Annotated in this window: 14 protein-coding genes; 5 read left to right on the forward strand and 9 right to left on the reverse strand. The window is 41.1% G+C overall.

The features are described from left to right. Nucleotides 1-16: 16 nt before the first annotated feature. The gene (locus WA1_RS50085) at nt 17-1,183 is read left to right on the forward strand and encodes a sensor histidine kinase (RefSeq protein WP_017741087.1); all 1,167 of its coding nucleotides are present in this window, start codon (nt 17-19) and stop codon (nt 1,181-1,183) included. Between the two features lie 242 nt (nt 1,184-1,425). On the opposite strand, the gene WA1_RS50090 is transcribed toward WA1_RS50085, so the two are convergent. Both WA1_RS50090 and WA1_RS50095 read right to left on the reverse strand, forming a co-directional pair. Further along, nucleotides 1,426-2,175 (reverse strand): hypothetical protein, encoded by a 750-nt coding sequence (locus WA1_RS50090; protein WP_017741088.1) that lies wholly within the window; start codon nt 2,173-2,175, stop codon nt 1,426-1,428. 4 nt (nt 2,176-2,179) lie between these two features. Beyond that, a complete protein-coding gene (locus tag WA1_RS50095; protein ID WP_017741089.1) occupies nt 2,180-10,240 on the reverse strand; it encodes a YpsA SLOG family protein in 8,061 nt (2,686 codons plus the stop codon). 37 nt (nt 10,241-10,277) lie between these two features. Here WA1_RS50095 and WA1_RS50100 point away from each other — a divergent pair, with 37 nt between their 5' ends. Both WA1_RS50100 and WA1_RS50105 read left to right on the forward strand, forming a co-directional pair. After that, the gene (locus WA1_RS50100; protein ID WP_017741090.1) at nt 10,278-10,847 is read left to right on the forward strand and encodes a hypothetical protein; all 570 of its coding nucleotides are present in this window, start codon (nt 10,278-10,280) and stop codon (nt 10,845-10,847) included. 258 nt (nt 10,848-11,105) lie between these two features. Continuing rightward, nucleotides 11,106-11,486, forward strand: coding sequence for a VOC family protein (locus WA1_RS50105; RefSeq protein ID WP_026134422.1), 381 nt, complete (start codon nt 11,106-11,108; stop codon nt 11,484-11,486). A 734-nt stretch (nt 11,487-12,220) separates the two neighbouring features. Here the strand turns inward: WA1_RS50105 and WA1_RS50120 are convergent. The 5 genes from WA1_RS50120 to WA1_RS50140 all read right to left on the reverse strand — a co-directional run bounded on the left by WA1_RS50120 (nt 12,221) and on the right by WA1_RS50140 (nt 18,049). Beyond that, on the reverse strand, nt 12,221-12,940 hold the full coding sequence (locus tag WA1_RS50120) for a hypothetical protein (RefSeq protein WP_017741094.1): 720 nt from the start codon (nt 12,938-12,940) through the stop codon (nt 12,221-12,223). Between the two features lie 311 nt (nt 12,941-13,251). Continuing rightward, nucleotides 13,252-14,400 carry a hypothetical protein gene (locus tag WA1_RS50125; protein WP_017741095.1) on the reverse strand — a complete coding sequence of 383 codons (1,149 nt, stop codon included), beginning with the start codon at nt 14,398-14,400 and terminating at the stop codon, nt 13,252-13,254. A gap of 623 nt (nt 14,401-15,023) precedes the next feature. After that, a complete protein-coding gene (locus WA1_RS50130; RefSeq protein WP_017741097.1) occupies nt 15,024-17,027 on the reverse strand; it encodes a relaxase/mobilization nuclease domain-containing protein in 2,004 nt (667 codons plus the stop codon). After that, the gene (locus tag WA1_RS50135; protein WP_017741098.1) at nt 17,024-17,563 is read right to left on the reverse strand and encodes a plasmid mobilization protein; all 540 of its coding nucleotides are present in this window, start codon (nt 17,561-17,563) and stop codon (nt 17,024-17,026) included. Before WA1_RS50135 ends, WA1_RS50130 begins: the two co-directional genes overlap by 4 nt. Nucleotides 17,564-17,725: 162 nt before the next feature. Beyond that, a complete protein-coding gene (locus WA1_RS50140; RefSeq protein ID WP_017741099.1) occupies nt 17,726-18,049 on the reverse strand; it encodes a hypothetical protein in 324 nt (107 codons plus the stop codon). 383 nt (nt 18,050-18,432) lie between these two features. Here WA1_RS50140 and WA1_RS50145 point away from each other — a divergent pair, with 383 nt between their 5' ends. Both WA1_RS50145 and WA1_RS50150 read left to right on the forward strand, forming a co-directional pair. Then, a complete protein-coding gene (locus tag WA1_RS50145; RefSeq protein WP_017741100.1) occupies nt 18,433-19,014 on the forward strand; it encodes a hypothetical protein in 582 nt (193 codons plus the stop codon). An 81-nt stretch (nt 19,015-19,095) separates the two neighbouring features. Further along, nucleotides 19,096-19,338 carry a hypothetical protein gene (locus WA1_RS50150; RefSeq protein ID WP_017741101.1) on the forward strand — a complete coding sequence of 81 codons (243 nt, stop codon included), beginning with the start codon at nt 19,096-19,098 and terminating at the stop codon, nt 19,336-19,338. Nucleotides 19,339-19,388: 50 nt separating this feature from the next. Here WA1_RS50150 and WA1_RS57950 read toward each other — a convergent pair whose 3' ends face one another. After that, nucleotides 19,389-19,529, reverse strand: coding sequence for a hypothetical protein (locus WA1_RS57950; protein ID WP_017741102.1), 141 nt, complete (start codon nt 19,527-19,529; stop codon nt 19,389-19,391). 44 nt (nt 19,530-19,573) lie between these two features. Beyond that, complete coding sequence (locus tag WA1_RS50155) at nt 19,574-20,410, reverse strand: hypothetical protein (protein ID WP_017741103.1); 837 nt, start codon at nt 20,408-20,410, stop codon at nt 19,574-19,576. Nucleotides 20,411-20,874 lie beyond the last annotated feature (464 nt).

Here is a 20,874-nt window from a genome sequence, read left to right on the forward strand (position 1 = left end):
AGGAAATCTGAATATTGTGGATACTCTTTTAGAGCAAAATAACCAAAGTCAAGACCAAGCTCTTTTGTTCTTAAGTTCCGATGTTTGCTCCTGTTCGTTGTCCTTATTTCTTCAAAAAAATGGCTATCATGTCTCTCAAGTTTTTTCTTTTTTAGATGTCATAACATATCTAGATAAGAAAACTCCTAAAATGCTTTTGATAGACGCTTTACAATTTACTGATGCAGAGATTTTTGATTTACTAGGTTTAATTCGTAATTTTAAAAAAATCCATATACCGCTTTTATTAATATGCGAGCTTGACTTTGTTAAACATTTTGATGCTTTAGAAATCAATATAGATAATTTCATTTTGCATCCTGTTAATTACGATGAATTGCTGGCAAGAATATCTTTAGTGCTTCAATTCAAGCAGTTTATTGATGATAAGGAAGCTAAGTTATCTTACAGCCACATCTTTTTTGCAAAACTTATTCATGATTTATATAACCCTCTTTTGGCCAATAGTAGAGTTTTGCAATTCGTAAAAGAAGGGGTTTATGGTAACACTTTGGATGAGATATCAGGAGTTCTAGATAGCATTTCTAGAAGTAATGAGAGCTTAATGAAGTTATTAGACACAATTTCACTACGTTCCTATCTTTCGTCTAATGGTCTTGATTTGTATAAGATAGAAAGGGTGAACCTGATATCTATTATAGAAAGCACTTATGAGCAGCTTAAATCTTTATCAGCTGCAAAAGATGTATGTTTACAAATGCAATTACAGGAAAGCTATCACTACGGTTGTGAAATTTTTGGTGATAGTATTTCCTTATGGAGAATGATATTTAACTTAGTTTTTAACGCTTTGAAGTTCACTAAGAGTGGTTATGTGAAGCTGGCGTTAATTAATAGGGAAAATAACTTAGTATTAGAGGTAGCAGATTCGGGGGTAGGTATTCCTAGAGAAGAAATTCCATTTTTGTTCAATCCGTATTGGTATGATAAGGTTTCGGGCATGAGATTTGGGTTGCATTTGGTTAAGTCAATTGCTGAGGCTCATAGGGCAACTGTTGAAGTCATCTCTGAAATAGGTCATGGCTCTGTATTCTCTATCATATTTACATTAAGTGATAGCAAAACTTATGGTATAGATGCTAATCTAAGCGAAAGAGTACTTTCGAGCGGTAGCAATGAGTAAGCAAAGTCATAAAAAAAGAGACAGGCACTTTCTAGAAACAATTCATGTTTCTCTTGCATGGATACTGTCATGTTGTTTTTTTGTAGCCGCTGTTTATAGAATGTTTGATGATTTTTTTGTGTCTTCCTATTTTCTGGCTTTAACGATTGTTGCTTGTCCTAAGAGTTTCCTGCCCAATGATGTAAGAATTTTAGCAGGTTTCTGTGATGATTGTTTTTGGTCAATGGGCAGGTTTTTTCGATTTATAGTTCCTTTGTATCTTTGTCCTTCAGGAGGTTCAAAGCTCTCTTTTCAGATTCCTCAGCTATTAAGCTATTGAACTTTTCCAGTTCATCTTTTTCTAGAGTGTTCACGATAATTCTAAACTCTTGCTCGTTAGTCGTCTTAGATGCTAATAAAGCCTCTTTGGGACTATCTTCTTTAGGATTGTTTCTGTCCAGACTTACGATTTGCTCGTTTCCTTCTATCTGAAGTGCAGCAGTATACTGCTGAGATTCATAAATTCTCTCTTTTCCTTCAGCTTCAGCTTGCCTTCCTTGTTCTAACAATCTATCTAATATCAAAGAAATTATCTTTTGTATGGTAACGCCCTCAGAATTACCATTTTGAGATTCATTCTTAAGTTCGTTCTGTTTTGTCTCTAGTTTTCCATCTGGAGACTTGGAGTTAACTACTTGTCTCGATTCATTACTGGTTTCTAGGTTATTTTCCGATTCTAATTTACCCAATTCAAATGTTTCTAAATCAGGAGTAGTATTCGTTCTGTTATCTGTGACTTTATTATTAATAGCTTTGATTTGCTCTGATAGGTTTATCAAAGCAGCTTGCTGAATTTCTGGCACTACTTTGGAGGTTTGAAAACTCTCATAATCCACTTCGACTTGATTTAAAACTTCACTCAAGTAATAAGCCATCTTAGCACTAGAAATACCTGGTACTTGTTGAGATAGGGCATCTATTGCATATAGAGTGCTGTTTTGCTCTTTATCCATGTTTTTATCCTTGTTCTACAATTTCTATCTTAATTTTATTCAAAGCATTATCTATCTTTAGATTAGCTATGCTAAAGTATTTTCTCACATCTTCTATCACAGAATTTTCCTTGATTATTCCTTGTTCTATATTGAGAACAACCTCACTTGTTTTTGAGGTAATTGTCATGTTTTTCTTGGCGGGATTGAGTGAAATATCATATTCTTTTCCTTTTACTTCTATTGTATCACCATTTCGATTTCCAAAATTGTCTCCAATCCGTTGAGCCATTTTAGTGATTTCATTGATTGAAGCTAGTTCTTTTATATCCTTGTTCATGGCTATGAGAGCGTTATCGCCGATCTCATTGGTGGTCTTAAACTCCTGTCCAATCTCAGCAATCCGATTAAGATATTTCTCGCTTTTACCTAGCGTTCTTGCTGTTTCATACCAATTTCTTAGATTTTGTAGAGTCGTTAGCTTGTAATTTTCGAGTTGTTCAGACACAACCCCTGTTTGTGGGAGTTTCTGAGAGGTCGTATCAACTTTCAATTGTGTGGATACAGATGAATTTGATATATCTGTTGCTGGCTTTATTGACTCTAAATTCTGAGGTTTTTCTTCAGCTTGTACGGGATTTGAAGGAGTTGATGTTTTAGTAGCTTCTTGTGAAGAGGACACAACGGATGACTGTTTTGAGTTCTCCAACACTTTGGAGTATCCTTCAACTAATGCGCGGATAAATGGTGAATTGATACCCTTACCTTCCCAGTAGTTGTCTTTTGTGGAGGTGACGTAATGGCTACAATTTTTTAGCCAATCAACACCACCTCTAGCTGTAATTGCATCAACGAGCTTGGGATGCTGTTCTAGTTTGGCTTGAATAATCTCTGCCATCAGCTGCACTCGCGGTTCTCCTAAGGGCACTGTTTCTTTGTAGCACTGATATGCTTGCTCTGCTGAAGCGAACGGGATGCCTGCTGACTTGTTTTCTGTGTAGACCTCTGGTTCGTATTTCCCAGCTTTTACTTCAGCATTGTCTCGGAAAGACACTGGGTAATCGCCTTTTATTTTGTTCTTCTCTTTAGACCTAACCGTAGCATTGGTTAATGCAGCTCCCAGTGGGTCAGGGCATCCAGAACTGATATTGATTCCTTCTGCTATGACTCTTTTGGGAGTGAGTGACGTTGTTGTTGCAATAGGTGCTGTAACTGGTTGCTGAGTTACGGTTGTTCCGCGCTCGCGATCGAGTGCCATTTGGACGATTTCAGCCACTGCAGCTTGTAGCCCTGGTGCTTTGCTTTCCCGATTACCTGCAATGTTGAGAGTTTGAACGTTGTTTTGTTCGACGAAATCGCGGAGTTGCTGTGCAGCGGCGGGACGGTTATTGAGTGTAGTGTCGAGTGGTACGTGCAATACTGGCTTGTTTAGCTGTTCGGCGGCTTTGATTGTCTGTTGGGAGCCTGGAGAACTTTTATCTCCAAATATAGCTGTACCGTCGGAGTGACGAATGTTTTCTACCGTGCGATTTGCGTAAGTTTGTGCTGTGGTGCTTCCTTTTTCTCCCTCGACAAGCCCATATTCTTGCAGGTTAGGATTCGCGCCATTCTCAGTCATCCATCCGGCGGCGGCTGTACCTCCGGTGGGTAGTCCTAATGCTTTCGCGCCTTGGAGTCCTCCCATGTCAGCGCCAGTTTGCCCACCGCTAATAACTTTGATTGCTCCCAACCCGTCTTTGGAGTCGGGGCTAATATTAATAGATGTGGCAGTTTGTTTTTGTACGGATGGGAACGGAACAATCTTGCCGTTGATGTAATCGCCTAGCGGTTCCATGAATAACCCATAGACTTTACTCTTATTCGCTTGAGTTTGGGTCAGTTCTTTAGGTGAATGCTTCTCCCAGTTTGCCCAGGCTTGCTGGTACGCTGGGTCTTGAATCATTTGAGGAGTTATTTCGTACTGCTTACCCACTCGGAAAGCAACTTGCTCGTTATTCTTACCGACTGCGATCGCAATATCTCCTTCTTTGATGCCGTAGGATTTTTGGTAGTCTACGCCCCTGGTAGTGTGTACCCTACCGTACCCGCGCATAGCATCGATAGTCGTGTTGACTGGTACTTTGGAAGATTCACCGTGCATATGTAGCGAGTAAACCATTGGTACTGGTTTTCCAGATATAGTAGGGTTGTCTGGAATTTGGGGGTTTTGAGCACGGACTGTAGTCAGATTCCCAATAGAGATAAGTTCTTGGACGCTTGGTTGGTTTGAAAGGTGTGAAGATGTGTTACGGGTGGTTTCTTTGAGGTTGGCGTAACTGCGATCTACTTTAATCTCTCCCCCCGGTGTCCACTCGTCAGCCTTGATGGTAAGGTCATCATTGGTATTGACTACTGCACGGGGGGGTTGGTTTGAGGCGAGAAAGTTCTCAAACTTTTGGCGAACGCTATTTTCTTTGCCCAAATCATTTTTAATCGACCAGATGTTAATCGACCATCTTCCAGCTTCAGTGTTGATAGCCGCGTGTTCGTTCTTACTGTTAAATCGCGTTACCGTACCTGACTCAAGTTTAAACTCTTGATAGGTTGCTGCTGTATTTTCATTCTTAGTCCATGTCATTTGTTCTTGGGCAGCACGGTACCCCCAATCAGAATTACCGATGTTGATGCTGCGGGCTTCGACGGCGGCATAGGAATCATCGCGATGGTAGTTGATGCCAGCACCTGGTTGTTCTGAGTAGGTCGCTAAAACTATATCCGCATTAGGATATACCTGCTTGACCAGTTTCATCAATGCATCGTCCTGCACCCCCGGCTTGAAGTCTTTTTCCTTCAAGTCCCATTTTGCCCCTACCCAAGCTAAGAGGCGACCTGGGGCGTAGTTGGATTTATCTGACTCCAGGACTGGTTTGATATAATTTTCAAGGTGTTGGCGCAATTGTTCAACTTTCTCCGAGCTAATTTTACCCAGGATTTCGATGGGTTTAGTTTGGTCAGCTTGGCGTGAGTTGGGTAATGATATTGGTTGTTGCGGTTGTTGCGGTTGTTTGTCAGTGCTGGGCGTTCGGGTGTATATTTGTTCGGTGGTAGCGACTGTGTTTGATGGCTGAGTTGGTGTTTGTGCTGCTGTAGGGGGTTTTACTGGAATTACTATAGTGCGCGGGTTTTTTTTGTCAGGTTCGTTTGCAACCTCAGTCGGTCTATTTGGTAGTGAAAGAAGAATTTTTTGGTATTCGCTCTTGTCTGGAGATTGCAATGATAGTTTGCTGTCATTCTTGCTCAAATCGTCGTTGAGTTGAGCGACTTTCTGTTCGTAAAGAGTGTACCCATCAATATCCCCTATATTTATAGCCTCTCCCGCAATTAATCCTATTTCATGAAGCGATTTCTCAGAGATTTGGCTCTTCTCGATAATAAATGTGGCGCAATTATTCTCAGTAAAATAACTACTTTCTACACCTTGAGAATCCAGCCATATGTAGACTTGGATGGCATCTTGGGCGGGAACAACTATACCAAAAGCTTCTTTTTCTTCTCGATCTGAGGTTCCATCTTCTTTTTCATACGTGTACCCTTGATTGGGGTTGTAGAAGTGTACGGTCTGTTCTGAGATAAGAGGTATTGTTGTTTCTCGCGTAGCATCAGCAATATCTCCAAATTTTTTAATTAAGGTTTCATAATTTTCTGTTGATATAGTACTTTCAGCTAGTGTGAAAACAACTAACCCCTTTTTTGCTTCTAAGCGTGTTTGTGATGCTGGTAATAAATCAAAATTAATCCCTTGGCTCTCCAACCATTTTTTAGCAATATCTACTTTATGATTATCAATAGCTATACTTATGGTTCCCAACGTTTTGTCTTCTCGATCTTGAAAGATTATAGTTGGACGTTCTGTAATTTTACTAATAAGATATTCGCTGTTCTTTTTAGTTGCCTCCCGTTGAGGATTGGTTTCTTCTTGAGTTTTTTGAGCGACTGGATTTTCTTTTGTCCAGATTTCTGGATAACGGACGGTTTTTGCATCAATCTGTACATCGCAGTGGCTAAAGTTGCTCTCGATTTTGCAGGGAACTGTTGTCAACTGACCCTTTTTCAGAGCACCGACTTGTTCTAATTTTTGTTTGTCCTCATTTAATCTGACGATTCCAACCACTTTACTGTCGCTCATGACCACTGTTCTCTCAGGGGTACAAGCTTGTGTTTTTACTTGTCTAAATTCTTTATCATCAAATTTATCTTTTAGTCTTTGGTCAGTCTTAATTCGTATATTATGCCCCTCGATAGTTTCTCCTATAATGTAAGCTCCCTTACCCTTATCTACTATCGATTTCAGTTTAAGCTGTAGTGGTTGTCCTTCTTTAATCCATCCATTATTTCTAGCTTCCTCAAGAGATTTGGGTTCTATCCTCCCTATTTTTTGGTTGCTAGCCATTATTTCAACGTTACCATCAGGAATTTTTACATTACCTATAGTTAGGTTTGTTTTTTCTCCATTAAATGTTGTACCTGCAAATGCGAATTTTTTTATCTGTTCAATTTTAAAATTAATTTCTGGTTTTCCTGGAATTTGTAGGGTTGCTGTTGCAGTAAAGGTATCCCCAGCAATAATTTTAGCTTCTGCTGTAGAACCTATCGGTAATCTGCTCGTGTTATCTTCTAGCCAACCAAGAACTTTTGAACTGCCATTTTCGGTTTGGATTTCTACGACTCTTCTGTTTAAATCTTTATCAAATTCAATTTTGACTTGGTGTATCTTATCTCTGTTTTCTTCACCAAAGGTGTTGGTTGTGTAGTTGCCAATAACTCTGACTTCATCAAATTGGAGGTCTTTGACTTGTGCAACTATTTCTTTAGGGAAAGCTGCAAATACAAAGTTAGAAGTCTTTTTAGTAATTTTTGATGGTGCTTGACAATCAGATTCTATCTTTGATGCTTCTGATTCAGATTCTCGGGTAGTCGATATATTCCACGCAGCTGCTGCTGCTGACAAGCGCTCGGATTCTGAAATAGAATTGTAGTATTTTTCAGTAATTTCTTGAGCTTGTTGGAAAAGAAGTTTGATTTGTCCTTCGCTAAGTTCTGGCTTTAGTTCTATGGAACTGCTACTAACAATTTCATTAGGTTTTATCTTGATTTCGCTGCTTGTGGATTGACTGAGGGTGCCTGATGCACGATATTTTGGTTTTCCCTCCTCAGTTTCCCCATCAACCTGCGCCCATACAAAATATTTATGAGGTTTTTCAGCACTGCGTTTTTCAACAGGAATTTCTTGTAGGCGGAGATTAATTTCATTAGCCTTCCAGATTCCCGAATGGTTGTATCGAGTCAGGTTTGTAATCTCTAGCTTCTCACCGTTGTTTGTAGTTACGATCGCATAGGGGCCCTTTTCTGTTTCCTTACGTTTTTTTAGCCTGCTAGCTTCGTTGAATTTAGTATCAAACTCCTTTTTAGCAAGGATAGCTTGTAGTTCTTGCTGATTAGTATATTCTATACCTTTAAATAATTTTTGGAATTGGGAAACAGGACGAGATTCTAATTGGCTTTGTTCAAAATATTTATTGGCTTGGTTGGTCAAAAGCTCTACTGGTGAATAGCCCGTGACGGCTATTCCTCTATTAATATAGACATCTTTATTTTTCTTATCTTTGATGTAGTTAACGTCTCTATATAAATAGCGCCTATTCTCTTGTATAATTTCCATTTCAGGGCGTTTGGCACTTTTGAACAAGTCAACAGCAATTTGGTTTTGAAAGGCAGCTTCCTGAATCATTTTGCGGTACATCTTTGTGTTGATGTCCAGTGCCTTTTCCATGATTTCTGGGTCTCTATGCTGAACGCTAGCAAGTTCAACAAACTCCTTCATGTAGTCTACGTATTCTTCCCTGATAGGTTTTTGATATTTAGGATTTTCATTATTCGCATCTTTAAATAGCTTTCTGTAATGATTAGCTACTGTGTCTATATAGTCTGATTGGAGTTGCAATTTCTGTTTTGTATCACCAAAGTTTTTTAGGATAGTTATTTCTGACTCTAGAGCTTCAATGGCGGTTAGGTGATTGTTAATAATTCCTACACTGATGCCATCGCTCATGTGTATTGCTATTTCCTCAAATTCTGGTTGAGTGCCATCTTCCCTGTAAAATGATTGCTTTTTGAGCTTGACAGTAGGTTCGTAAGCATTTTCAAGCTGGTTTCTGTATTTTGCTTCTGCAGTAAGATTCGGGTATTTTCGCGCCTTATCAACACCTATGCAGTCTCCGTCATAGTCGCGAGCTTGTCGTTCTTGTTCTGATTCTAAAACTATTGAATCTATGTTAGAAACAAATTCTTTAAAGCTGCTTTCTGTTTTGTTAACTGTTATTGTAAAATCATCTACACCTGCTAAAAAGAATTCCTTTAACTTAGAGATTTCGTTTCTAAAATTTATAGCAAACTCTATTTTTTCAGATATTTCTAAGCTACTTGTATCTGTATTTACATATTCTTGTAACTTGCTAGGATTGTAGTCAAAGCTTTGTTCTTGAATTTTGGCGATCGCTTCTTTAACCTGAGAAGTTATGCGCTTGTAGATTTTATCGAAGGTTTCATCGCTAACAGCAATAGCTCCGTCTAAGTTACGACCATCTGGTCCTTTAACGTCTTCTACGTGTTTGTTGACTGAGACGCACAAACCGTTAGCATTAAGAAAGGGAGAGCGAAAGTTGAGAACTTCTTCCCCTTCTTCGTACCAAGGAATGCAGATTTCACCGTTTTTGAGATCCTTGGATGGGATTACCATTGCTCTCTCAAACAGAAGTTCTTTACCAATAGCAATGTCTCTCCACTCTTTTTGGAGAAATCTCTCTAACTCTTGTTTAACTTTTTCAGTTTCTAGCAGCTGGCAGTGACCCATCAAATCAGTTTTGATGAGTTGATACATGAACAAATCTTCCCGTTCGTTTCCGAATTCTTCTTCTAGGAATGACTCAACATCTTCGTCATAGTTTAGAGAATTTTGTACTGTTGTTAACCACTTTTGACTGCTTGGGGTTAATTCTTCATTTGAGTCTTTATTGTTTAAGATTATTTTTAATTTTTCTAAAGCTTCTTTTTTATCTGTTACACCAGTTAACTCTAATAATAATTCTGACTTTTGTTCTTCTGTAAAAGCTTTCCTTTTTTCATATTTTTCACAGTAAAGTTCAGCAACTCTCCTTGGGTCTTTTTGAAGAGACCTCAATTTTATAGCTTTTGCTTCTAATTCCTCGGCAAAATCCTTCATTCCGTTGGGGAATGATGCGATTAGCTGAGAAATAGCAGTCTTTCCTCTTTCAGACTGTGATTTTTCGCCCAGCCAAATTTTTTGTTTGTATAGTCCAGGCTTGATTTGGGGTTTGAGCGGTCCTCCAAGCTCCTGGGGTCTATCTTTATCGGTACCTTTAAATGAAGATAGCGGGATAACTAAATCTATTTTGACTTTGTTGTTAAGGTCTTTATAGTCTAAATGGTCTAGATTATTAGGTCTAAGAGTGCCTTTTCCGAATCTGTAAGTTTGGTCGTCTCCATCTTGGGATGTCCAGCCGAAACGATGTTGAATTATCCGGTACGGTTCAGCGGAATCTGGTTCCTTGGCAGTCAACCGATGGTAAACATTTGTCGATATTTGACCGTAACAATCACCCGTAAGACGATAAGCTTGGTCGTTGTTGATGATGCCACCGTTCTCGCCGTTGCTGTCATCAACAATCAGAATGTTAAGTTCTTCATTGATGGCATTTTTACAAGAACCAAGAAAGATAGAACCGTATGCTCCTCTGTCTTTTCTGTCGGGGCAAAGCTGGTTGATAACTTCCACGCATTCTTGTGGACCGTAAAGTAACCTAGATTTAGATGACAATAGCAATACGCGATCGTCTGGATGGTTTTTCAGTTCTTGCTCTGTTGAGTATTCGTCCATATGACCGAACGAAAACTCTTTTCCTGGAAAGAAGAACTCCAATAATGTATTATTGAGTTCTTCTTTTAGTAAAGACTCTGGATTACTCGTGTTTCCATCGGTATGAATCCATTGATTCAATCGAGTGTCAAAATGTTTGGTTACAATTGTCATAATCTTTTAAATAAGTAAACAATAGAGGAGTTAAATTATGACTGGATATTCTCGTTTGAAGCGTTGGTTGGAACAACACAAAAAGGAAGTAGATCTGAATGGAAACCTTCGGTTGGACTATGCAGAAGGTATGCGTTCTGGGGGTCTGTCTCAAGCAGCGATCGATGACAAAGCCGCCAGAATGAAAGCTAGGTATGAAGAATTGAAGCAGTTAGACGAAACAGATCCAGAGCCGTGGCAAGTTTACACTGCCTACGACTTTTTCACCGAGTCGGACAAACAGCAGTTTTTACCTGATGGTTCTCTCAAACCTGAATATGTGGAGAATGCGCTTCGTTCTGGCGTTAGTATGAATTACCTAGGAGAGTTGGAGCGCCGCCAACAACAAGAGGTAGCAAGCTTCCAAAGGCTGTCTGCACAATATGCAGCCCAAGGTATTAACTATGGAGAACAGTTAGCGCTTTCTGCGGTTTACAGCTTGCAAACAAGAGACAAGAGCCGTCAGTATCTTCGTCAGGACATTCTCAACGGTGAGGAAATAGCCGAGATACCTTTTGATGTAGATCCAGACACTTACTATCAACAACAGGGTGCTGCGACAACTTAACATGGGTTAGTACGCTTCGGTGCGCGGTAAGGGTTATTCAGTGAGATTGTATTCCCTGTTCTTCTTACACCGCATCTAATAAAATTCTGATTTTTCTAATTTTTTCATCTAACAAAATACTGATTTTTTTGTCTATTCATTTTTGGTTTTTGGTTTGGCGCAATCTTTCCAGCAGTTCTTCATTCTATCTTGACAGGAGTTGCCTTTAATGTTTAGATAAGAACCTAGATGCGAGCGCTCTTGGCAAGGATTTACAACATGAGCAACTCACCTCGACTAGGAAACATTAGCCCGATTATTCCGGCGGGCAGTAATATGGAAAAAGCGATCGCCTTCTATGAGAACCAGCTTGGCTTTTTAACAATCCATAAAGAAGGTAATCCTGTAACGATGGCTGTTGTCAAACGTGACTCAGCAGAAATATTCCTTCAAAGGAACGAAGATAAGCATCTTGCAGAATGGACTACGTTTCGCGTCCATGTCGAGCACATTGAGCAACTTTATGAGGAGCTTCAGGCAAAGGGCGGCGAGATGATTCATCCCAATGGCAAGCTTGAGATGAAGCCCTGGGGAACAAGAGAGTTTGCAATCCTAGATCCGGCAGGTGTCTGTATTACCTTCTACGAATTCTCAAAATAAATGTGAGCAAGTGTTACAGGCAATTTGACGAAATTTGTTCCGTTATTACGGAAACCCCAACCATGAGAAATGAAGACTTTTCGCCAGCTATTCTACGAAATCGCAGTTTGGTGGAATCGCCCAGATTTTCTCATCATTTCAGCTAAAAAACTCCAAACCCCGTCAACTAGATGCGGTTTCGTTTTCCAAATTTTTATCAACAAAATAGTCCAAGGACTTTTTATAAATTGTTGCAAAGTTAGTAAATTGGTTGTAATAGGTGTCAGCGCGATTGCACCCCACATTCCACATCTAGTATTTTCCAGGAGTTGTATTACTTATACATTTGGTTCCAAGCTATTGAGTCCCAAATCATTTTTAGGTGGTCGCATATATAAACTACTGGTTCTGGGGTAGGTAAATCCAAAGATAAAGTAAATATACTTAAACTAAACCCTATGTAGTAAAGAACTTGGAACAAATCTATATATGTTTTCTCAATTTGGGTAGTACCATCGACGGTTTTCCTTTCCTTCAATCTATATAAAGTAGCAACTGCCAAAATATTAAAAGATAAAAACCTGAGTACTGACTTAGGATAAATCTCCCCAAGTATTTTAGAAGCAAAGAAACTAACCGTAACTACCACCAAGACCCTAACTAAGGTTAGCTCTATTCCTTGCTTAGATGACAATATGTCTTTTTCTTGTTTTTCTCTTGTAATCGGGATTGAGTAGTAACCGACCCAAGATGTGTTACAACCTGCTAAGCCTTACTAAAAAGTCTGCGACCACTTCGTCAGGTTTCTCATAGCATTGACAGGCATCGTAGAACTCAATGCATATAAGACCATAGTCCTTAAAAAGCCGCGCCCGGTCATGATCCCTCATCGCTGTACTTGGGGGATGGTACTGGTCTCCCATTACTTCGAGAATTCCCCACTTTCCGTCCTTACACACAAGAAAATCAGGCTCTCGTTTCTCGTCTTTTCCGCCGAGAACTGCTGTCGCGTTCGGGAAAAAAAGTACGGATGCACGCTTTAAAGCATCGTAAATTCTTGTCTCCGTCTTTGAGCGGAACCGAAGTTTATCATATTCAATGGTTCCTACACTCCCAAGAGAACCATTATTTGCAGCAGTTATTTCTTCTTCCGGCGGAGACTCTATAAAAGGAGCCACGTAGATGGAAGAGAGAATATATCCAGCATCTGGAGGGAACACTACTCTAATCGCATCCTCAATTGTTTTCTTTACTTCGGGAGTAAACTTTGAAAGCTGAGGTATAGGGACTCTAAAATCAATGTAGAGCCAGAATGTGTCCCATTCCACTTGTGTATAGCTGTCACTACAGGAAAAGTGACACTGTGCTTTTGAAAGAAGAAAACTTATATTTTCGTTTCCGTTACCCTCAAGATACATACGCAAGGTGTAGAGAAACCCTGCTTCATCAGGATATGAATAACTATACTGAGTCATGAAAATTGCACGTACAAGATAAATAATCACCTATCGTATTGCATCTCTTACAAGAATGGGGAAAATCTATTCCGAAAAGAGAATGATGCTCACAGTCACATCATGCACATACCTCGAAGAGTACGGGGTATTAGTAGCATCGACTTGTACCCCAATAAGCATTGTTAGTTGTAGTATAAAGTTACAAAACTACATTAATTAATGTTTTGTTATGGGGTAGGTGGGCGATCGCTGTTCCTGTTCATTTTGAATTTTGTAAAAGATTTTTATAATAGGCATTGATCCAAAATGCTAATTAACGGTACTTTTCCTCAACGGTTAATTCGTATATTCAATCCGTCTTCATCTTGCCAGAAACAGTAACTAGGTACTACAGCTAGTGCGGAGCTTTTTTGTGGCGCGAATGGATCTTGTATATTACTTAATTGTTGTACCTGTTGCTTAGTTGTTCGATTAAAAAGGTTTTTCTCAAACCAATTCATCTCCTCCAAACATCGTTCTGCATGACTCCGAAGTTCAGTAATTGATGGAAAGCCTGAAATAACAGTCTGAAACTCTTCGTTACGAATCTCTATATCTTCCATGCGCCGATTGACATCATTAGGGTTTTCCTGTAGCGCATAATACAAATATGCTTCATGAAGACGGGATTGAGATCCCATAAGCCCAACAAGCAGTTGCATATCATGAATTACTGTAGGTCCCTCTTCACGCAATAGGGTAGCAATTTGTTCAGCACCATGCTTTCCACGATTTTGACGAGATGCTTTCGCTTGCTCAGCAAAACGATCAATTAGGATTCTGTTTCGTTCCAAAACAGATCCAACTTCCTGTTCAACAATTGCCAGTCTTTGCATCATTAATGATGTAAAGATACCTGTGTGAGAGTACTCGGTAAGTAAGTCCTCAAGAGTTTTTGTGGCTTGCAATACTCTTCCAATTACTTCAGCTTCTTGACGTACTTCAAGGCGCTCAATCTTCCGCATCATCTCATCCAGCTTTTTGTTAATGCGCTGTAGCTGTATGGTTCCAGCTATTCCATTCAGGATTGACCATGCTACAAACGGCGCTACAATAGGTGCCATTGAGGAAGCTGCAAATCTCAGTTGTCCCACAATTTTGTGACTTGAAGCAGACACAACAGTACCTAAGGATGCTCCCCCTGATTGCATCAAAGTATAGGTTCCACTCTTTAAACCTTCAACTAAGGCTGGCGTACCTACTACCTGAAATAAACAACCATTTTGCAAATACGCAGGAATTAATGGTATCGCTTTGCTAAGGTGATCGATCACCTTAGCGTTCAAGTTCCCACGCGGTGCTTCTTGAGGGCGTTGTCTCCATCGGTCAGTAATATTCTTGCTCCATTCACGGCTATACCCAATTAACATAGCCTGCGGTTTGTTATCCTTTCCCACAAGCTCAATATATCTTGCTCCCTCGTTCTGTTGCTTTTCCATAGCTGCCGATGATCACCCAACTTTCACTCCTCTAGCTTCTTGGAGCGAAGTATTTTTTACATCAGTAAAAGCTTTGAACTTTACGTAATGATATTGTGAGGAAAGCGAGTAATTCGATACTGTGTAAAAAGTTTAACGTTTCCATAACAAGTTTGACAGGGCTGGTTGACTCAACATAACAAACGTGATATTGTTCATGGCAAAAAAACGTGTGGACAAAGTGCAACCAAAGCAAAAAAACCTCAGTGGCGAGTGCTGGGGGCTTTTGCGTTGCCATTCTTGTTTGATAGCAAATGGTTTTATCGGAATCCTATTGCCTGCATATGTAGAATGATGTATATATTTTTTCTACAACTCCGCAAAGTCCAAGTACATCAACACTTGTCTTGAAAAATGCACTTATCTGGTCGGCAGCACATTCCAAACAATGCTTTATCGCGTGGCTTGACAAAGCCCTCTGTAAATAAGAGATTAATTTGGAATGAAGAAGCTATATAGTCCCTAAATCAGCTAACAAAGTTTGGAAACTATTTGTCCCACCTTCAATCCAATTTTAGATTCGCCTCTTAAATATTAATTCAAGTTTTAATTCTAATTTTCTTAAATTAAAAAATAACGAAGGACTAATCCATTTCTAGACCATCTTTTGAGCGTTGCCTCTGCTTCGAGGACAATATCCTTTGCACTTGGCGGAAGTTTTCCAAATCTTTTTCTTTGAGATTACACCCCACGGCCAGTTTGTTTCCATTGAGGGGAACAAGAGCAATTTCCTCTCCCGATTTGCGGCTTACTTTAATAGTGTCTCCTTCCAACTGTAGGTCATATTGCCTGCCTCTAACCACTGACCCCTGACGCTGTTGCAAAAAGAAGAATCTAACTGTTGGTGCGATCGCCCTTGCGTAATCCTGCTGTTCTTTGCTAACAGTGTGGGCTTGTACCGTGAGGCGAGTCTCGTCGGAAGAAGCCCCACTGTCACTGGTGGGTTTGGCGGTTGCAGCAGTTTCAGTTGGTGGTGGCGGTGGTACATCGGGTGTTGGTGTCGTTGCGGAAGTAGGTTTTTCTAACCCCATCTCTTCTCTCGCCTCTTGAGGTTCTGCTGCTTCTATTGGTGGTACTGTTGGGGAAACTAGCTGTTTGGATTTTGGACGTTCTGGCTTGAGTGCTTTTAGTTTGCGTTTGGCTCTTGGTGTTGGGGAAGCTGTGTCCTTGGGTTCAGTTAGTTCCCCGTCTGGAGTAAGCTTGCTGTATAGAGTTGGCTCTTGGGGTTGTGTTAGCTCTACTGGTTGGGTTGGTTGTTGCGATCGCTTGGGTGCTGGATGGGCAGTTTCTGCTAACTCCACTCTTTGTCCTGACGACTGTGACCGTGTTAGCTCCACAGACTGTGCTCGATCAACGGATCGCGATCGCTCGTTCGGTTTTTCTAACTCTACCAATTGAGTTGATTGTAGCGATGGCGCTCTTTCTGTCCCAACAGATGCAGTTAGTTCTACCGATTGAATTGGCTGCTGGTATTCTACAAGTTCTTCCCCTACCAATAGCTCCTGTAATTGTGCTGGTTCTGGTGGTTGTTCTGCTGTTGGTTCTATCTCAAGTTGAGGCGAGCGTTTTCTTTGTCCTGGTTTGTCCATAACTGTTGTGACTATCGCTATTGGTGTTAGAGTTGGTGTGGATGATGGTGTATCTGTTGGTGTTTCGACTGTTGAGTAAAGTTGGTTGTTACCGTCACTTGAGCTACTGGCTGTAGGGTCTTTTTTGTTCCACACCAGCCAATTTTGCAAGTACTCTATCCGCGCATCATCAATTGTTCTCCCCCGTCTAAAGCTCTCCAACAAGCTCTGGATGGGCAGTTTTTCTTGTTCGTGGTCATAGGATACCCCCAAGTGCTTTTGCAATCCGTTGAATGTAAAAACTTGACCTAAGTCGTTCCCTGCAAAGTGTTCCTCCCCAATCCCGTAGCTGATGCCTTTGACTTTGCCTGAGTTTGTGTATTTGACATCCGCTTTTATCCCATCTTTCAGTAGGCGAGCTACGAACACTATCATCGCTGGTTTATCATATGCAGCTGTTTTGACCGCTGTTTGTAGTTTTGTGATAGCGTTGGGAGTTCCAGTTTCAAGTTCAAATTGGATTTGCTTGGGGTAAGCTTTTTTGTGCTTGACTTCCCAACTGGAAGGTTGAGAAATGAGGTGGTAGTCCTTTTCAATCTGGCGTAAGACTAATTCTGTGCGGTAGTAGTCCTTGTAAGCATCATTGCACTCTCCATCGATGTTGACCCTGTTAATTATCATGTGGGCGTGTGGTCTTGTTTTTCCTTGGTACTCAGCATCGTAGTGGAGTGCCAAAAGATATTGATTTTTGTTAAGTTTCAATCCGTCTAACAAATCTTGTGCTATGCAGTAATACTCCAAATCGCTAAGGAGTCTATCTTCTGGGGCTGGACTGAAAGACAAGTGCAGGACTGGTTGACTCACCCTGTCGTTAAGGGAAGAAAACTTTCTAAACTCCCAAGCAAGTTCTCCTGGTGTCGTCCCTGCCATATTCCCCCCAATAACTTTCGCACCGGGTTTTCCCATAACATAAGCACAAAGCCCGTAGAATCCATTTCCTTTGGTGATATTGCCAATCACGCTTCTCCTTCTCCATCCTCTATTATGGTTTCGGTTGCCTGTCCTAACAACAGAAGTCTTACTTCAGCTAGCAGTGGCATGGCTTTCTCAATCTCAACACGCGGGTCAGGTGCGATCGCTTGTCCCGTTGAAACTGCAAGCTTTACTGCTTGTGAAATCAAATTGAGGTCATCACTAATGCGTGCTAGTAGCCAATACGTTTGTCGGTTGATTGTTGGGACAGGAGAAGCGATGTGGCGGCGAAAAATGCAGTATCTTGCAAATTTTGAGAGGTTTTTGCCCATACCCGCAGTTTCTGCAAGAGCTGAAAGATCTTCTTTTTCTTCTTCAGTAAGTTTGAGCCGAAAAATTATGTTGCGCTTTGATTGGTTGGTTTTGGCACTCATAACTTGAAGCGAGTAAAAAGAGGAAGGAGTATTTTTTGTTGTAGCAAAAGGATATCTGTACTGACTTCGGTAAGACTGCGGAACTACTACAATATTGCTCGCTAGTGTTCCAACAGTGGGGATAGTGCTGACATAGTACTGACTAGTCAAAACGCATTCCGATAGCTCAAGCTGTCTATGGACGCTGATTTCAGTTTATAAAAGTAGTTTCATGCGGTTGAATTGTCGATCAACAGTGGAACTACCTAGTTATTGGAAGCGGGTGAAGGGAACATCATACACGGGGACAGTCCAAGGAGCGCGATCGCCTCTTTAAAGCTGTGCTGCTAGCTGTTGCTGTTGAGTTAGTTTGTCAGCGCGGGATTCTTTGCAACAGCGCGATCGCCTGTTTACACTCAGAGGCTGTCCTTCTTTAAGAGGATTGGGGCTGACGGAGCGAGGTGCGATCGCTATTGACGCAAATGTACCACTGCCCTCGCCATTCAACAATTCATTCACTATCTGATGGACAACACCTGCCCCTAAAAAATAGCGGTTTCCCAATCGAGAAATGGAATTTTTAAACGCGATCGCTCTCGTGAAAATAGTGAAAAAATGGCATTTTTGAGGGTGAGTGTTGGGGATAGCGAGAACCATCTGGATATTGCTCGCTAGGTGAAATACGACCATAGGGTAAGCTAAACCGATACGCTGTGTCTCGTATAGCCAGAAAGACTTCTTATGTAAAGGTTTGGTGGCATTTTAAGGGATTTTTTGAAGTGAGCGCAAGACTGTTGCCGAGTGTAGCCCACTAGTAGCTTTAGAGTAGCCAGAGGTTACTTGCTTTTTGAAAAAATGTCAATTTTCACTCCCAATTTTCGACTCGAGAGGTAGCTCACTGTTGCCATTAAGTATCTAAGTGGTAGCATAGAGTAGCCTTAAAAAAGCCGAGAGTTGCCTAAGTACAGATTTGTCAATAAAGTTTTATAAGCGTACTGATATACACCTAAATATCGATAGAGATGTGAGATTTTTCAAAGATGGCGAATACTGAAGACAAAAGGGAAAGAACAAAGCTGGTGTTGTGGAGGGAAAAAGGAACACCGCAAGGAGATTTGATTGAGTATTTGGATTTCAGTGACAAAGGAGGAAAACCACGAGCTGAGGTGGCAATGGAAACTCTTGTGATTCACTGGATGCCCTTGGTATTGAAACAGCGGGGATTCAGGGGAGAGGAATTGAAAACAGAAGCTAGAAAAGCGATCGCTCAGTTAGTGCAGCAGATAGAGATCATCCGCGTGGAGTGCGGCTTGTCATTGCATGAAATGCCCTTTGGTGAATTTTTGCGTTTCGCAATCGGTCTGAGTTTTGGTGTAGTACAGTCTCCCACAATTGGATATGCAGCAGTCCCCGCTCCAACTGCTGCTCCTGTAGGGTTAGAAACGCCTCTTGTGGGAGACGGTCACGATAGCGATCGCTCAATTGAGCCTCAAGCCACTGGAGTGGGGAATGCCTTAGTAGATGGGGATGATGAAGAAGATGACTCTGAAGAAATAGATATTTTTTACAAGCCACCGGGGATGAGGACGGATGCGGGGATTAGGTTTACCGACGGCTCGTGATAGCGATACTGTTCGTGTTTGAGCAGAGAGGAAATCCGGGAAGGTGACTTCACGCTCTTTCTGTAGGAACACAAAACCTGTTTGCTCCAAACGTACTCGACAGTCTTTGTTGCGCTGTGGAAAAAAATAATTGACTCACCCCGTAGTGCAAAAAGACTTCTACCCCAACAACTTGTTGGGGTAGAGAATGGGTTATTGGCAAACTTTGTCAGTCTTGCACAACAAAGTTTGTTCGTATTGCGCCAGCGCTTTGGTATTTACCGGAAGTCCGATGGTGAAAATGCCAATACCAACGCCAGCGAAGAGGATGCTGTAGATGCCTAAGATGAGTTTGTTTTGAGCGGACATAGTTGTTTTCCAGTTTGCGAGTGTTGTCACTCAGTTCGGGCGTTAGCCCTCTGACGACTCTCACCACTCATGGCGATAACTTGGGGAAAAAATCCAAAAAACAATTCAGCAATCTCTCTTCGAGGCTGCTGAACTGTTTCTTTTAGAGTGGAGACTAGCGAAGGCATGTTATTCCTGGAGCGCTGTTGCTCCCGATCTCATCACTTGATAATCAATTTGCCGAAAGGTTTGCTGCGGTGTCCGCCGAAGCTGAGGAGGATGCCACCGAAGACATATCCCCTGCGCTGCTGTACGTGTAATCTTTCTCTTTCAGCAGTTGGTAGAGTACTTGGCGGCTTCCTATATAGATGACGTAGTCCGGACTCTCTTTTGGCATTTGGATACTATAGGCGATCGCTTTTTCGGGGTCAAATATGCGGTGTTCTCTGAACTTGACCCCTTTGTACTCCACACCAACAATTTCCACATTTGGGTCTGGTTGGATTGGTGCAGGCTCTTTCCACTCAATTGCCATCACACTGGATGTTTCGGCATTCTCAAAAGCAAGCGTTTTGTACCTTCCGTAAACGCCTGCTATTTCATAGGAATAGCCAGCTTGTTTGAGTGCAGCAAATAGTACGTTACGGTCGCCCGTGTAAACCACCATATCAAGATCCCATGAAGGGATTGCGAGTGCTTGAGCAATTGCTGCTAGTGGAGAAGTTGTATGGTAGTCGCTACCGCACTCACTTGGTACTTTTGTGACTCCATTGATGAGTGGTATCTGTGCTACTGGTCTGTTAATAACTAAGTTTGCAGAAGCTTGCCCTTTTTTGATATGGAGGAACACCTGAGTAGCGCTGTATGTATCAGTAATTTCGTAAGAGTAACCGTTTTGGGACAGTGTCTCAAACAGGAGTTGAGGGTCGCCCATGTATACGACTTTATCGGTTCGAGACAGCATGAAGATGCTATGAGTAATCGCCTTATTTGGCTCATTAGTACGGTACTCGCTATAAGTGCGTCCAAGTTTTGTGACAGAGACTTTCTCAAAATTTTTGCTAAACATATATATTTTTTTTCCAACTGGTAAAAGTTTCAATAGATCTTTGCGTAGCAGTTTCTATACGAACTATAAGGTTTGAGAATAGGTGTACGTGAAGCGATCGCTCGTTGGACTATTACTACTTAATTGCAATATCTGTTGCTGGTATGGTTGGTGGGAATGACTGTCAAGCAATTGCTGTAATATTGAGCGTACCGGATGATTTTGTAAAAATCAATTGAGCGTAAGAGAAAATCAACACAATTTTTTGGTGTGACAAGTGCTCTTACGCTTACTGAAACGATGTTCTAGCCATTGAAACAGAAGAATGTCGCGTTGAGTCCTATGCTTGAAAAAATCAGAAAAAATACTGAGTCAGAATAAGAAGTTTGTTCGATGATGTTACTGGGCTGTGGAGTGCATACTAATTGGTAATGAGTTTTTGATTTATTGGTTCCCTGGTTGAAAAGCACTGCGATTTGTTAGGG

The sequence above is a fragment of the Scytonema hofmannii PCC 7110 genome (genome assembly GCF_000346485.2).
Taxonomy (GTDB): domain Bacteria; phylum Cyanobacteriota; class Cyanobacteriia; order Cyanobacteriales; family Nostocaceae; genus Scytonema; species Scytonema hofmannii.

What these genes read in the sequence shown, in the direction of transcription:
- WA1_RS50105 (WP_026134422.1), top strand. Translation starts at nt 11,106, where the DNA reads ATGAGCAACTCACCTCGACTAGGAAACATTAGCCCGATTATTCCGGCG.
- WA1_RS50140 (WP_017741099.1), bottom strand. Translation starts at nt 18,049, where the DNA reads ATGGTTCTCGCTATCCCCAACACTCACCCTCAAAAATGCCATTTTTTC.
- WA1_RS50100 (WP_017741090.1), top strand. Translation starts at nt 10,278, where the DNA reads ATGACTGGATATTCTCGTTTGAAGCGTTGGTTGGAACAACACAAAAAG.
- WA1_RS50125 (WP_017741095.1), bottom strand. Translation starts at nt 14,400, where the DNA reads ATGGAAAAGCAACAGAACGAGGGAGCAAGATATATTGAGCTTGTGGGA.
- WA1_RS50090 (WP_017741088.1), bottom strand. Translation starts at nt 2,175, where the DNA reads ATGGATAAAGAGCAAAACAGCACTCTATATGCAATAGATGCCCTATCT.
- WA1_RS57950 (WP_017741102.1), bottom strand. Translation starts at nt 19,529, where the DNA reads ATGCCTTCGCTAGTCTCCACTCTAAAAGAAACAGTTCAGCAGCCTCGA.
- WA1_RS50155 (WP_017741103.1), bottom strand. Translation starts at nt 20,410, where the DNA reads ATGTTTAGCAAAAATTTTGAGAAAGTCTCTGTCACAAAACTTGGACGC.
- WA1_RS50145 (WP_017741100.1), top strand. Translation starts at nt 18,433, where the DNA reads ATGGCGAATACTGAAGACAAAAGGGAAAGAACAAAGCTGGTGTTGTGG.
- WA1_RS50095 (WP_017741089.1), bottom strand. Translation starts at nt 10,240, where the DNA reads ATGACAATTGTAACCAAACATTTTGACACTCGATTGAATCAATGGATT.
- WA1_RS50120 (WP_017741094.1), bottom strand. Translation starts at nt 12,940, where the DNA reads ATGACTCAGTATAGTTATTCATATCCTGATGAAGCAGGGTTTCTCTAC.